14 protein-coding genes are annotated in these 13,438 nt (G+C 36.9%); 8 read left to right on the forward strand and 6 right to left on the reverse strand.

The features are described from left to right. Nucleotides 1-2 precede the first annotated feature (2 nt). Nucleotides 3-836: an amino acid ABC transporter substrate-binding protein gene (locus QZ138_RS06995; protein ID WP_292887921.1), complete on the reverse strand. Its 834-nt coding sequence runs from the start codon at nucleotides 834-836 to the stop codon at nucleotides 3-5. Between the two features lie 109 nt (nucleotides 837-945). Further along, nucleotides 946-1,488: a flavodoxin family protein gene (locus QZ138_RS07000; RefSeq protein WP_292601155.1), complete on the reverse strand. Its 543-nt coding sequence runs from the start codon at nucleotides 1,486-1,488 to the stop codon at nucleotides 946-948. Nucleotides 1,489-1,565: 77 nt separating this feature from the next. Here QZ138_RS07000 and QZ138_RS07005 point away from each other — a divergent pair, with 77 nt between their 5' ends. From QZ138_RS07005 to QZ138_RS07015, 3 genes are read left to right on the forward strand one after another with little or no spacing between them, the layout of a single operon-like run. Continuing rightward, nucleotides 1,566-2,699: a glycosyltransferase family 2 protein gene (locus QZ138_RS07005; RefSeq protein ID WP_292887924.1), complete on the forward strand. Its 1,134-nt coding sequence runs from the start codon at nucleotides 1,566-1,568 to the stop codon at nucleotides 2,697-2,699. A 5-nt stretch (nucleotides 2,700-2,704) separates the two neighbouring features. Further along, nucleotides 2,705-3,811, forward strand: a complete 1,107-nt coding sequence (locus tag QZ138_RS07010; RefSeq protein ID WP_292887926.1) for a glycosyltransferase — start codon at nucleotides 2,705-2,707, stop codon at nucleotides 3,809-3,811. A gap of 7 nt (nucleotides 3,812-3,818) precedes the next feature. Next, entirely contained in the window at nucleotides 3,819-4,529 is a 711-nt protein-coding gene (locus QZ138_RS07015; protein ID WP_292601161.1) for a PD-(D/E)XK nuclease family protein, read from the forward strand. 574 nt (nucleotides 4,530-5,103) lie between these two features. Here QZ138_RS07015 and QZ138_RS07020 read toward each other — a convergent pair. Further along, the gene (locus tag QZ138_RS07020; RefSeq protein ID WP_292887929.1) at nucleotides 5,104-6,840 is read right to left on the reverse strand and encodes a Na+/H+ antiporter NhaC family protein; all 1,737 of its coding nucleotides are present in this window, start codon (nucleotides 6,838-6,840) and stop codon (nucleotides 5,104-5,106) included. A 278-nt stretch (nucleotides 6,841-7,118) separates the two neighbouring features. Between QZ138_RS07020 and QZ138_RS07025 the strand changes: the two genes are divergently transcribed. From QZ138_RS07025 to QZ138_RS07040, 4 genes are all read left to right on the forward strand, one after another. Then, the gene (locus QZ138_RS07025) at nucleotides 7,119-8,060 is read left to right on the forward strand and encodes a ketopantoate reductase family protein (protein ID WP_292887934.1); all 942 of its coding nucleotides are present in this window, start codon (nucleotides 7,119-7,121) and stop codon (nucleotides 8,058-8,060) included. A 190-nt stretch (nucleotides 8,061-8,250) separates the two neighbouring features. Then, nucleotides 8,251-8,703, forward strand: a complete 453-nt coding sequence (locus QZ138_RS07030; RefSeq protein WP_292887937.1) for a hypothetical protein — start codon at nucleotides 8,251-8,253, stop codon at nucleotides 8,701-8,703. Nucleotides 8,704-8,705: 2 nt separating this feature from the next. Continuing rightward, complete coding sequence (locus QZ138_RS07035) at nucleotides 8,706-9,149, forward strand: hypothetical protein (protein WP_292887940.1); 444 nt, start codon at nucleotides 8,706-8,708, stop codon at nucleotides 9,147-9,149. Next, on the forward strand, nucleotides 9,149-9,415 hold the full coding sequence (locus QZ138_RS07040) for a hypothetical protein (protein WP_292887943.1): 267 nt from the start codon (nucleotides 9,149-9,151) through the stop codon (nucleotides 9,413-9,415). The genes QZ138_RS07035 and QZ138_RS07040 overlap by 1 nt, the downstream gene beginning before the upstream one ends. Here QZ138_RS07040 and QZ138_RS07045 read toward each other — a convergent pair. Both QZ138_RS07045 and QZ138_RS07050 read right to left on the reverse strand, forming a co-directional pair. Continuing rightward, complete coding sequence (locus QZ138_RS07045) at nucleotides 9,404-9,676, reverse strand: hypothetical protein (protein ID WP_292887946.1); 273 nt, start codon at nucleotides 9,674-9,676, stop codon at nucleotides 9,404-9,406. The two genes, QZ138_RS07040 and QZ138_RS07045, sit on opposite strands and share 12 nt — an antisense overlap. A gap of 8 nt (nucleotides 9,677-9,684) precedes the next feature. Further along, the gene (locus QZ138_RS07050) at nucleotides 9,685-9,876 is read right to left on the reverse strand and encodes a hypothetical protein (protein WP_292601247.1); all 192 of its coding nucleotides are present in this window, start codon (nucleotides 9,874-9,876) and stop codon (nucleotides 9,685-9,687) included. 93 nt (nucleotides 9,877-9,969) lie between these two features. On the opposite strand from QZ138_RS07050, the gene msrA reads away from it, so the two are divergent. Continuing rightward, nucleotides 9,970-10,851, forward strand: coding sequence for a peptide-methionine (S)-S-oxide reductase MsrA (gene msrA, locus QZ138_RS07055; protein ID WP_292887949.1), 882 nt, complete (start codon nucleotides 9,970-9,972; stop codon nucleotides 10,849-10,851). Between the two features lie 15 nt (nucleotides 10,852-10,866). Here msrA and QZ138_RS07060 read toward each other — a convergent pair. Beyond that, nucleotides 10,867-13,438 (reverse strand): Ig-like domain repeat protein (locus tag QZ138_RS07060; protein WP_292887952.1); only part of this gene is annotated, 2,572 nt, incomplete at its 5' end.

The following is a 13,438-nucleotide window of genomic DNA, read 5'->3' on the forward strand; positions in this document are numbered from 1 at the left end:
GATTATGGATAAATTATCCCTTCATTAATTCCATAATCGCTGTAGTTTTGGGCAATCCTCTCGACTGTTCCATCCTTGAACATTTCATCCAGAGTCTTTTGAACCTGATCTTTCAGCCCGTCATTTCCCTTTTTGAATGCCACGCCGTATTTTTCAAATGTTACAGGTTCGTCAAGTATTTTAAATCCTTCATTATTGAATTTTTCAACAATATGATAATTCGCCGTTGGAGAGTCCATAATAACGGCATCGCATACACCTGATTTCAAGTCCATGAAAGTGATTTCATAATCTCTGACCTGATTAATTTGTCCAAGTGAATCCTTTAATGTTGTATTGTTCATGATTGCATTGTATCCGCTGCTTTCGCTTTGAGCCTCTACAACCTTGCCCTTCAAATCATCAAGGGAATTAATGTCTGAATCGGATTTTACAACAAATATCTGAGAATTGTTAAAGTAAGGATTTGTCCAAGTATATTCATTTTCCCTTCCGTCTATTGTAAATTCACTCCAAATGCAGTCGATTTCATTTGAATTGAGTTCCATCTCTTTACTTTCCCAATCAATAATTGGCAGAGCCTTGAAAGTCCAGTTGTTTCTTTTTGCAACTTCCTTAGCAAGATCTAAATCAAAACCAGTATAATCATCATTGCCGCCTTTATATCCGAAAGGTGGATACTCGCTGAATCCTACAACAAATGTGCTGCCATCATTAGTTGAATTATGCCCGTTGCTTCCATTAAAAAATCCGAATAAACCTTCGGCACTGACGGCACCCACCATCAGGAATGCTGCCAATGTCAATGTAAAAATTAAAATTATTTTTTTATTCATAATTACCCCTTTTGCAATAATAAGTTAATGACATTCAAATATCATTATTTATTTCAGATTATATAATATATTGGGTAAAAAATAGAAAAAAAATAATAGTTGAACAGGTTTAGAATTTCAAACCTAATTCGTAAGCTTCTTTTAATTTGTCCTCTTGCTCTTCAGCAACAATGCCTGCAGGACCTGCACTTCCAGCATCCACATGACCGATTACTTCATATCCCATGAATGTGAACGGTGAGAATTTGGTAAGTTCAATGTATTGCTCATAGGTTCCTTCAGGCTGGTTTTCGGTAAATATCAAAGCGGCTTTTCCGGATAAGCTTTTATCAGGATTTTGGCCGATTGCATAGAATCTGTCAATGATTAATTTACCCTGTGCAGACATCTGACCGTAATAGATTGGTGTTGCAAAGATTACACCATCGGCAGCAACCAAATCGTCAATGATTTTGTTTCCGTCGTCTGCCCTTACGCATTCAGGGTTTTCAGCACAGTGCATGCATGCCTTACATGGAGCGATGTCACATCTTTCGAGGTAGTATTTGACTACTTCTCCTCCGTTTTCTTCAATACCCTTTATCATTTCGTCCATCAATACGTCACAGTTTCCACCTACACGTGGACTTGCTTGAAGCGCTATAATTTTCATTTTAAACAATCTCCTAATTTGATAATTAAAGATATATAGTTTAATTATTAAATAATTTATTATTAAAAGTGGTTAAAATGGTTAAAATATCTGTCATAATTCCTGTTTACAATGATGAAAAGCATCTTGGAGAATGTCTGGATAGCGTGTCCAATCAGACATTGGATGATATTGAAATCATCTGCATCAACGACGGGTCAACCGACAGTTCATTGGAAATACTGAATGAATATTCCACAGACAAGAGAATGACAATCATTACCCAGACAAATCAGGGCTCAGCGATTGCACGAAATAAGGGACTGGATATTGCCCAGGGAGAATATATAGGATTTTTGGATGCTGATGACATTTACATCAACAGGCAATCCCTGGAAATAATGTTTGATGCTGCCAAAAAGCACGATGCAAGTATGATTTCTGCAAATCTCAAATTTTTGACTCCGGAAAGAAACCTCATTTCAAATCCTCACTACAAAAGAGGTACATTCCATTATTTTAGAGAGGAAAGCATTATAGAACCTGACGAATACGGCATTCCATTTTATTTTTACAAGAACTTATATAAAGCAGATTTGATTGAAGACATCAGATTTCCCGATTTGCTGAGAGGTCAGGACCCAATATTTCTATCAAAAGTATTATCCGAGGTTGATGAGATTTACGGCGTTCCGATTGATTTTTACGGATATATGGTGCCATTATCATTTGACAAGCTGGATTCATACACCAAAAAGTATCACTACATCTGCCAATATAGGCAATGCATTGACATACTGGACAACTCAGAACTGTTTAAAACTTCAGACAGGTACATGCATAACCTGATGCTGTATTTGAATGATAATGTTGATGCTGAAGTTTATGACATTGTCTGTGAAGTCTTTGACGAGAAGTATTTTGAAAGCTACAAATCAGAATACGATTCATTTAAAAGATCAAACATTCTAAACAAGATTCTTGAAGAAAACACACAGGAATATTTCCTGAAGGCCAAAGATGAATTGGGACTTAAGGAGGATTCATTAAAAGAATATAAAATAGGTTTGTTTGAATCGAAAATGGATTTGAAGGAAGCCGAATACATTGAACTTTTAAGTGAAAATGAAAGGCTTAAAAAAGAATATGAATTGGAAAAATCATTCAATGAAGAGGTTACCGGCTCAAAATCCTGGAAACTGATGGACCGGCTCAGAAGGATGAGGGGTTGAAAAAGATGGTTAAAATATCAGTAATCATTCCGGTTTACAATGTTGCAGGGTATCTTGAGGAATGCCTGAACCATATAATAGACCAGACATTCAGTGACATTGAAATCATCTGCATCAATGACGGGTCAACCGACGAGTCTCCAGACATTTTAAGGGAATTTGCCAAAAGAGACAATCGCATCCAAATTGTCAATCAGAAAAACCGGGGGCTTGGAGCAACCCGAAACAGAGGACTGGAACTGTCAAAAGGCAATTATGTATACTTCATGGATGGGGATGACTATTTGGAATTGACTGCACTTGAAGAGTTGTATGAACTGTCCGAGAAATACCATCTTGATTTTGCAATGTTTAAGCTCAAAAACTTCAATGAAAAAACAAAAGAGACAATATATGATGAATATTATACCATGCCCTATCTGAAAAAGCGCGTTGAAGATAATGTGTTTGATTACTCTGATGTTGCAGACATTGCCTTAAGGCTGGCTGTCAATTCCCCTGGAAATTTCTTTAAAAGAGAGTTCGTCAGGGACTTGAAGTTTCCGGAAGGACTCCTGTTTGAGGACAACGTGTTTTTCACAAAAGCCCTTTTCAAAGCTGAAAGGATATACTTTTACGATAAATTCCTTTACAACAGACGGGTGCGTGAAGATTCGCTGTCAAACAAGTTTTCAATAAGTGTCTTGGACACCATAGACATATCAGACCTTCTGCTTGACCTGATTAATGAATACGGATACGTGCAATATAAGAAGACATTATACAATAGAATCTTTTCCAACATATATAACACATTTGAAAATACATCAAAAGACCATAAGGCCGATTTGTTTTTGGAAATGAGAAGAAGATATCTGAAATTTAGCGAAAAATGGCAAAATGATGAGTATTTTATGAATGACCTGCCGAAACGCCTCAAACATATATATGAAAGTGCAGTTCTATCCGACAGCCATGAAGAGTTTGAATTGAGAGTTAAGCTTTATGACAAACAAAGAAAGATTAATAAACTAAAAAAAGAAAATAAAAGAATTGAAAAGGAACTTGAAAAAGTCAAAAAGGAAAATGACCTCATCAAATCCACAAAGGGATTTAAATTCATTAAAAAATAGTGTTAATATGAAATTATCAAAATCAAAAATAAATTCTTACCTGAAATGCCCATTGGAATTCAAATTTCAGTATATTGATGAAATTGAAGTCGAGCCGAACAAATACATGGTTTTGGGAAGCGATGTCCATTCCGTTGCCGAGACATTTGCCGACAGGTTTGGAGATGAGCTTGAAAATGTAAATATTCAAAATGAGCTTGTCAAAATCGCCAACGATTTGGAAATGGGACCTGATATCGCCGATCATGTAGATAATTTGGGATTGTTCTTTAAGGAAGTCTTCGTTGACAATGACTATAAGCTATTCAGCCAGGAGGAATACCTGCTTGATGAAAACCATCGCTTTTCTGGCATATGCGACATCATTCTGGAAGATGAAAATGAAGACCTTGTCGTTATCGATTATAAAACCAGCGATTCAGGCAAATTTTCAAGATATCGCAGGGAACTGTGCTATTATAAACTGCTTGTTGAAAATGTCTATGACAGAAACGTTTCAAGCGTTGGAATTTTCTTTACAAAAAACGGTCGTTTGAGATTGCTTGACGTGTGCGAAGAGGACAACAAACGAAAATATTTAAACTCAACTGAAATCAATGAGGCCATTGATACATTCTATAAAGTCAGATATCAGGTAAATAAAAGAAACTTTTATCCTAAAAGGCAGTTCTTATGCAGATTCTGCACTTACAAACATATCTGCGATGAATATTACTAGTTTTTCACTTTTTTAAATCTTATTTTTAAATATGAGGGAGGAGGATAATGATAATATTTTTCCTATCACCATTATCCCGATTGCTACACACCTAATGCAGCATACTTCGGATATATCATATATCCATTTTCCTGTTATAACTAAATCGATGTTTTTGTGTTGTCTATTCCTGATTTAGTTTTCTTGACAGCCAAAAAAACAATATCAAGTACAATAGGTCTCCAAATAGGAAAGTAGTGGATTATTAGGACATTATTTGATTTGCAATTATACTCTGATATTAATGCTAATGATACAATGTTGCTAAATAGGCAAAAGTTTTTTTGGCCATGATTATAATTGAGCTTTAATGATATAAATATTTTTAGGTATACCTAAATTTTTTAGTAAATTATAGAATATCAGAAAAAGACGGAACATTAAAAAAAGAAAAAATAGAAGACGACTTATTATAAGAATCTTGCATAATCTGGCTTATAGGTCAATCGATTTGAACTCCGAAGAATAATGCATATTTTTTTGAAAAGATCAAATATTTAGGAATGCCTTAAAAATAATAAAAAAAATAATGAAGTTATGAGGAGGCCTCATCAACTTCTTCAAAATCCACCTTTTCACCTATCAGCTTAAGACCGACATACATTGCAACGATACCTACAGGCAGGGAATAATAGAATGGAACTCCCAAACCGGCCGGGAGGTAACCTACCAATATTGTGATTGTACCGACAAATATTGAATAGTACATCTGGGTGGTTACGTGATCAATGTGGTTACAGCTAGTACCCATCGATGAAAGGATTGTCGTATCTGAAATCGGTGAACAGTGGTCTCCGAAAATTGCTCCGGTCAATACGCCGCTTGTGGCAACGATTGTAAATGACATGTCACCTGAACTTATTGCCCATGCAAGCGGAATCGCCAAAGGCATCAGGATACTCATTGTACCGTAGGAGGTACCTGTTGCAAAGGATATCACCGCTCCTAAAATGAAAATCAAGGACGGCACGATGAAAGCAGGTATTGTGCTTCCTAAGACACCCACAAGATAGTCTGCAGTTCCGACTTCACCGATTACACTACCGAGTGACCATGCAAGAAGAAGGATAACGCCGGTAATTGTTATTGTCTTCATTCCTCCAATCCATTCGGAGATTGCATCTTCAATTGAGAGAATCTTTTCACCGACAGCCATGACCATCGCTACAATCGAAGCGAGAAGTGCTGCCTGGAAAAGAGCCACAGATGCATCCGCCTGGGAAAATGCGGTATATACACCATTGAATGATAATGGGGATGATTTCATGATTGCTATAAGAGCCTGATCTTCCCCACCGAGAATGATGGTGTATCCGCTCCAATAGAATGCAATAAGAGTACCTACAATCAGGGTACCGATAGGAATGATTGCATTCCAGACTGATAACTTTATGCCCTCAACCGGCTGGACTTCTTCAAAACCCGGAGCCTCAAGTACAACGATTTCCTCATCCTCTTTTCTGGCACGGGCTTTCTGTTCCGCCTTTTTCATCGGACCGAATTCATATAAGGTCAATGCAGAAATTACAATGAATATCAAAATGAATATGTTATAGAACCTGTACGGAATAGTCTGAAGGAATATTCCAAAACCGGTAACATTTGTTACTCCAACTGACTGGAAACCGGAAGCTATTAAACTGATTTCCAAACCGATCCAAGTTGAAATAATTGCAATACCAGCCACAGGCGCTGCAGTTGCGTCTACTACAAATGCCAGTTTTTGCCTAGATACATGAAGCTTGTCCATGACAGGCCTCATAATAGGACCAACAATCAGGGAGTTTGCATAATCGTCAAAGAATACGCATAATCCCAGTAACCATGTAAATAATTGAGCTTTTTTAGGAGTGTCTGCCCTTTTTGCAAATTCATCCGCAAGAGCCTTTGCCCCTCCCATCTTTGTCACAAGTTGGATGATACCTCCAATAAGCAAGCACTGAAGGATGATTCCCGCATTCCAAGGATCAGACATGCAAGCAATAATCTGTGTACCCATGTTCAGGAATGCATTCACTAATGTTGAAACGATGTTCATGTCGTTTACACATAACATGAATTCTCCAACAAATACACCGACAAACAGGGACAGAATGGTCTCCTTGGTTATGAATGCCAATGCAATAGCGACAAGAGGAGGCAATAATGTAAGCACTCCAAATCTCACCGAATTATCTGCATCAGCAGGTGCTGAAGAAATCCATAATGACAAAACGAAAAGAGCAATAATTGAAATAGCTGCAATTAAACCCAATTTTATATTGTTCTTCATTTATTATCACACCATTTTACTATACATATATTAGATTATAATAAAAATATTTAAACAAATCTAAATTAAATTATTTTATTATGTATATTAATATTTTTGTAATACTAATATAAAATATTTTTTAAAATAATTAAACAAAATTCTAAAATTTAATAAATATTTAGAATAGACAATTTATAGATTACACAGCCATCACTTAAAATAATTGATAATTAATAGGAGCAAGTCTAAAAAATCATATAACTAATAAAAACAAAATTAAAAGATGAGGTTTTAAAATGAATGTTTTAGTTATAGGTGCTGGCGGTGTCGGAATTGGGCTTGCAACCTCAGTTGCATCACAGGGGGCAGATGTCTCAATCTATGCACGTGGCGAAACAGCAAAAGCAATAAAGGAAAATGGAATCAAAAGAACAGGACTTTTCGAACATTATGAAATCAAGGACGTTGCAGTCTATGAAACATATGAGGAAATTCCAAAAAAGCATTTCAACTACATTTTCATCGCTTCCAAAACCACCGCAAACGATGACATTGCCGAAAACCTGAACAGAAACAGGGACATCCTCAAACCCACAACCAGGATAATAATCTTTCAGAACGGATTCGGTAATGATGAACCTTACTTAAGATACTTTACATCCGAACAGGTCTTCTGCGGAAGAGTAATCACCGGAGCCTCAAGGCCCGAAAGGCACATTAGCGAAGTTACCATAAAAACAGACATTCTTCTCGGATCACTTCAAGGGGAAAATCCCGAATGCCTGAGAGAAATTGCCGATTTAATCTCAAAATCAGATGTCAACTGTGAAATAACCAGAGAAATCGACAGGTACTTATGGGCCAAAATGCTTTACAACTGCACACTGAACCCCCTTGGAGCGATACTGGATAAAACCTACGGCCAGCTTACCGAAAGCCCATACACGCTGGAGATAATGAACAATATAATCGATGAGATATTTGAAGTCATTAATGCATCCCCATATGAGACCTTGTGGCAAAGTTCAGAGGAGTACAAGGACATATTCTACTCAAAGCTGGTTCCGGATACCTATAATCACTATTCATCAACACACCAGGATATTCAAAGGAAAATACCGACAGAAATTGATTCATTGAATGGGAAAGTTATCCAACTAGGTGAGGCCAATAATATCAATGTAAACACAAATAAGGTCATCTATAACCTAATCAAAAGTATTGAGATTACCTTTTAGAAACTAAAAGTTTATATATGTGAAAAGGCAAAATAGTATTGTTCATATTGTTATGTACTATTTTTTTATAATATGAACAATGGTGATGGTTGAAATGAGCATTCGTTTGTATTCCTTTAGTGGTGTTTAGGAAGAGAATGTTCATTTGTTTTAAAGAACTTATTTTTATTGAATTATTTTTTGTGATATTATGAGAGAACTTAAAGAACTTATTGAAAAATATATTGAACTTGAAGAGCAACTCGATAATTTGGAAAACGAAGAAGACGTCGATGAGGAATTGCTGGAAAACCTCCATGAATTAGGCCATGAAATCGATCATGCAGTATATCATGAGGAATTCACAATCGTCTACAATGCGGACACCGAAGATGAGGAGGTTGTTGCACTTATCATTTCCGATGAAGAAAGCGATGCTGAAGAGTTCTTCATTCCTGTCTACACATCTGAAGATGAAGCCAAAAAGGCTATTGAATCATTTGTTGAAGAGTCCGGAGAGGCCAATTTTGCATGCGACAAGGCAGTGGGAAATGACATTGTTCAGGCATACTCTGAAGATGAAGAGTTTTTGGGACTTGCAATTGATGCTCCACAATGTGATTTCGTTATTTTTTCTGAAAGCGTACACGACTGCAGTGAATAAATATGAAACTTGAAGATTACCAGGACTATCAGGAAAAAAACGTCAAGGCTTCCAAAAGCCAACTTAAGGAATATATCCAGATATATGCGGATATGGCCAAAAAGCTCAAAAGCGAAGATGCCATGGAGCTTGAACCCGTAAAAAGAAACATCAGGGACACATACCCCACTGAAATCTACTTCACATTAGTCGATGAAGCGGGGGAATATGTCAGGCTCACCATTACCGATGCCAGCAAGGAGTACATCATTCCGATCTTCACTGACATGAGGGAGTATGCGGTCGGCAGCGCCAAGATATCCACATTATTCCTGGACAAGCTTGACTTGAAGGTGATTTCTCCTGATGACATTGAGGAGTTGGCCGAAAATGATGAGTATTTTGAGGGTTTTGTAGTCAATCCCCACTCACAGAACTTCAATTTTGATAGAAATGGTGATTTTTGATGTACATATGCCCCACAATCGGTGAGGATCATGAAAAGGACTTCCTTGTTATGGGAAGTTTGGATGATTTCAAGATAATTGTCTTTTCAAATTTGGATGAATACGAAAGGGGTTTTGAATATCTGGAATTGGCAGATTATGAGCCCACTGAAGTGTCAGACGAACTGTTTATGGAACTTGCAAAAAATGATGATGCCTTCAGCGGCCTGATTTTAGATATTCACTCAAAAAATAAGATAATAACAAAAGAAGAATTACTCATCTAATTCTTCTTCCTCATTTTCATCAACATTATCCTGCTGATAATACTTGTATCTGTAAGACATCTTAAAACCAGAGATGACTTCTCTTTTTGGCCTTCTTTTACGCTTTATGTTAGGGCCGTTCATTTCCCTGAACTTCTCCTGATGAGGTTTGGCAAGATTTTTGTTTTCACGCTTGTACTGGGAAATCCTGTGCCTTGAATGCGGTGCCCTATATATTCTCTTTCTGAGCAGCCGCCTGCTGGTTGTTACGCGTCTTATCACTTAAATCACTATCTTCTGTTTAAGTTTTTAGTGGCTGATTTATCCAATGTAGCCTGGATTTCATCGATTCTCTCAACTACCACTTTAATGGCCTGTTCACCTTGACGGGTAGGGTTGATACCTTGTTCAACAAGCAGTGCATCCCTGATATCTCTTAATCTGTCAATTGAATCAATTTTCATTATAGTACTGTAAAACATGAGTTTTCCTCCTATATAATATTTTATTTAAATTTTATGATTAAAAAGATTTTTGTCGAAAAAAACATATGACTTGAACCGATATTATTAATTATGTTTGAAAAACAGCAAGTAATCTATCTGGCCGGAGGGTGCTTTTGGGGTGTCGAGGCATTCATTTCCAGACTGAAAGGCGTGAACAGTACCGAAGTGGGCTATGCCAACGGACGTGATTTGGCACCGACCTATGAGAAGGTGTGCACAGGAAAAACAGGACATGCCGAAACCGTCAAGGCAACCTACAATCCCAATATAATCCCATTGGAAGAGATTCTGGAGAATTTCTTTAAAATCATTGATCCATATTCCCTAAATCGCCAGGGTGCAGACATCGGAACTCAATACAGAACAGGCATCTATTGGCAGGAGGAATCACAAAGGGATGCCGTCATCACTTTTTTAAGAGAAAAGCAGAAGATGTCTCCTGAAAGGATTGTTGTCGAGGCCCGTCCGATTGCCAGTTTCTATCCTGCTGAAGGATATCATCAGAAGTATCTTGAAATGAATCCGCAGGGGTATTGCCATGTCGATTTAAATTTGATAGATGATGAAGAATTCAACCACTTGTCAAAGGAAGAGTATGAAATAACACAGCTTTCTTTAACAGAACCACCATTTAGTGGAAAATATGATGACTTTTTTGAGGATGGTGTATATGTAGATGTTGTGGATGGTGAAATTCTCTTCTCTTCAGATGACAAGTTCGACTCAGGATGCGGATGGCCGGCATTTTCAAAGCCCGTTTCTGAAGATGTTATTAAAAAGCACAGGGATTTCTCTCACGGAACAACACGCATTGAAGTTAGAAGCGCAAAGTCAAACTCACACTTGGGGCACCTGTTTCATGATGGGCCTGGAGGGTCTCCCAGATACTGCATAAACTCAGCAGCATTGAAATTCATACCAAAAGAAGAATATTTAAAAAATAAAAAATGATAGAGAAATCAATCCCTATCTTCTAACTTTAATTTTTTTGCTTACAGAATCTTTTCCGTAACTGACTTTATAAGTGTATTTTTTGCCGACTTTAAGTTTTTTAAGAATGTTCTTTTTAACCTTAAATGTTGCTACACCTTTCTTATTGATTTTAGCCTTTAAAGTCTTACCTTTAAGTTTCAATTTTAATTTTTTGCCCTTGAGGAATTTTCCATTGACCTTATTGGTTTTGACTTTAATTTTTACAACTTTTTTGGATTTCTTGATCTTCAAGTTTTTGGCGATAATCATATGCTTGACAGTTACTTTATTGGACACTTTTACGCCTTTATAGGTAGCAGTGATAGTGTATGCTTTTACTTTAACATCTGTTTTGAGATTTAAAGTGGCATAACCATTCTTGTCTGTTTTGACATTATATGTTTTGCCGTTATATTGGATAGCTACATTTTGGCCAACAACAGGTTTTCCATTGACTGTTACACGAACATTATATGCTGCTTTACCTGAGTAGACAACATTAATGTCTTTATTGTCAGACAGTTTTGGAGTTGGAATGCTTACTGTGGTATTCTGTGAGATTGGTGAGTGTTTAGCATCACCGGAATAACTTACAGTTACGTTATATTCTCCATGATTTAAATCATCCACTGTGATTGTTGCCTTACCATCAACAAGCTCTTTGGCATATGTTTTATTACCGATTGTTACTGTGAAATTGCCTGTTGCTCCAGGCAGATCCATGCTGAATGTTGGTGAAGTGCTGTCAGTTGGAGATGTGATGTTGAATGCCTTATCTGCCGGAACGTCCTCTTTAGGAACTGCAAATCCAACTGTTTTATTTGCTCTTAACTTATCACTTTGGTCGACAAATACGACAGTAGCGTTATATTCACCCACATCCAAACCTGGAACTTCAACACAGCCTTTACCATTTAAAACTGTGCCATTATATGTCTTGTTATTAACTGTGACGAATAAAGTACCATTTTCCTTGGTAGGTAAATCTACACTGAACACTGGATTGGAACCATCACTAGGAGTGATGATATTTAAAACATCATCTGTTAAATCAATAGGTTTCTTTTCATTGACTTTTACAGTCAATGTAATGCTTTCACTAAGATAACCGTTGCTTGAGTCAAACTTAACTGTGAATGTTTTTTCACCTGCTTCACTGGCATTGTATTTGACTTCTTCACCCACTGCCGCTTTAATTTCAGTTCCATTTGGAAGAATGACAGTTACATCACCTAGAGCTCCCATAATTTTAACGGAAGTGTTGATTTTAACTGTGTCTCCCACTTCAACTTCACCAGGAGTTGCAGTGGCATTGAATCCTGCGCTTATTGAGACCACTTCAAATGTGGTGTTGTGAACTATTACATTGTAAATATCACTAGTATAATCGACAACAGCACTATAGTTTCCTTTAGCTAAAGTAATGCTTGCGCTTCCGGTTTCACCGTCAGCTTTCACTTCCACCTTAACCTCAGTGCTTACGGTGTCATTGATTTTAACTGTATAATTACCTGCTTTTGTTGCGGTTACCTGAACGGTCACATCGCCAGGCAATGTAATGCTCTCAACACTTACAGTGATTTCATTTGTTTCCTTTTCGATGACATGTACTGTTACGGGACTGCTTTCAACTGAAGCATAGTATGAATTGTTTGCCCTTGTGAATTTGGCGTAGTATGTGAAGTCTCCAATTGCATCGAATTTGATTGGTGTTTCAGCAGTGATTTCAGTTTCAATGCCATCCTTATCAACGATAACAATTATTCCTTCACCACTGCCAACTGTTGCAAGGAAAGTAACTTCGCTTCCGACATAAGCTGTAATTTCACTTTCACCGTTTACTGTTAAAGTCAATGTATTTGAGTAAACATGGTAGTATATGGTTCCGGATGCTGTTTGACTTGCTTTATAAATATTATTCTCACCGGTAGCTCCACTATATCTTGCATATAAGAAATATGGATTGTTATACGGATTGAAATCATTATAATCTACAGAATATTCATAGGTTTCACCAACATTAATGCTGGCAATGTCATAATAACCGTACAAGTCATTACAGATAGTTACAGTACCGACAGTAACTGCATTGCCATTAGAATCAACAACATTCGGTGTGATTAAGATTTTGCCGTCAGCTAAAATATCAGTAGTGTTAATCTCCAATGTTATGGTAGTTTCAACAGGTTCAACAACATTAACAGTGACATTATTACTTACACAAGCTTCAAACTCATCGTTACCAAGGAATTTGACAAATACATTATTTAAACCCATATCTGATGCATCAAAGGTAATTGAGGTTGATGCAGAACCGTCCTCATCACCAAGTTTAGAATCATTAATCCATAATTCAAGATTATCACTTACAGCATCAGAGTAAGTGATTGTGAAGTAAACACTATCACCAGGCTTAACTAAGCCTCCACCATTTCTGGTTAAGGTTATAGTTAAAATTCCTTTAATCCTATAATCTTTTTTAGTGGAATTAACTTCAGGGAATACAGTATTTGCATCAATGTATTTTGCCCAAACTGAATGACTGGATCCTGCCTCACCAGTGACA

The organism is Methanobrevibacter sp. UBA212, from assembly GCF_905233225.1.
Lineage (GTDB): Archaea > Methanobacteriota > Methanobacteria > Methanobacteriales > Methanobacteriaceae > Methanocatella.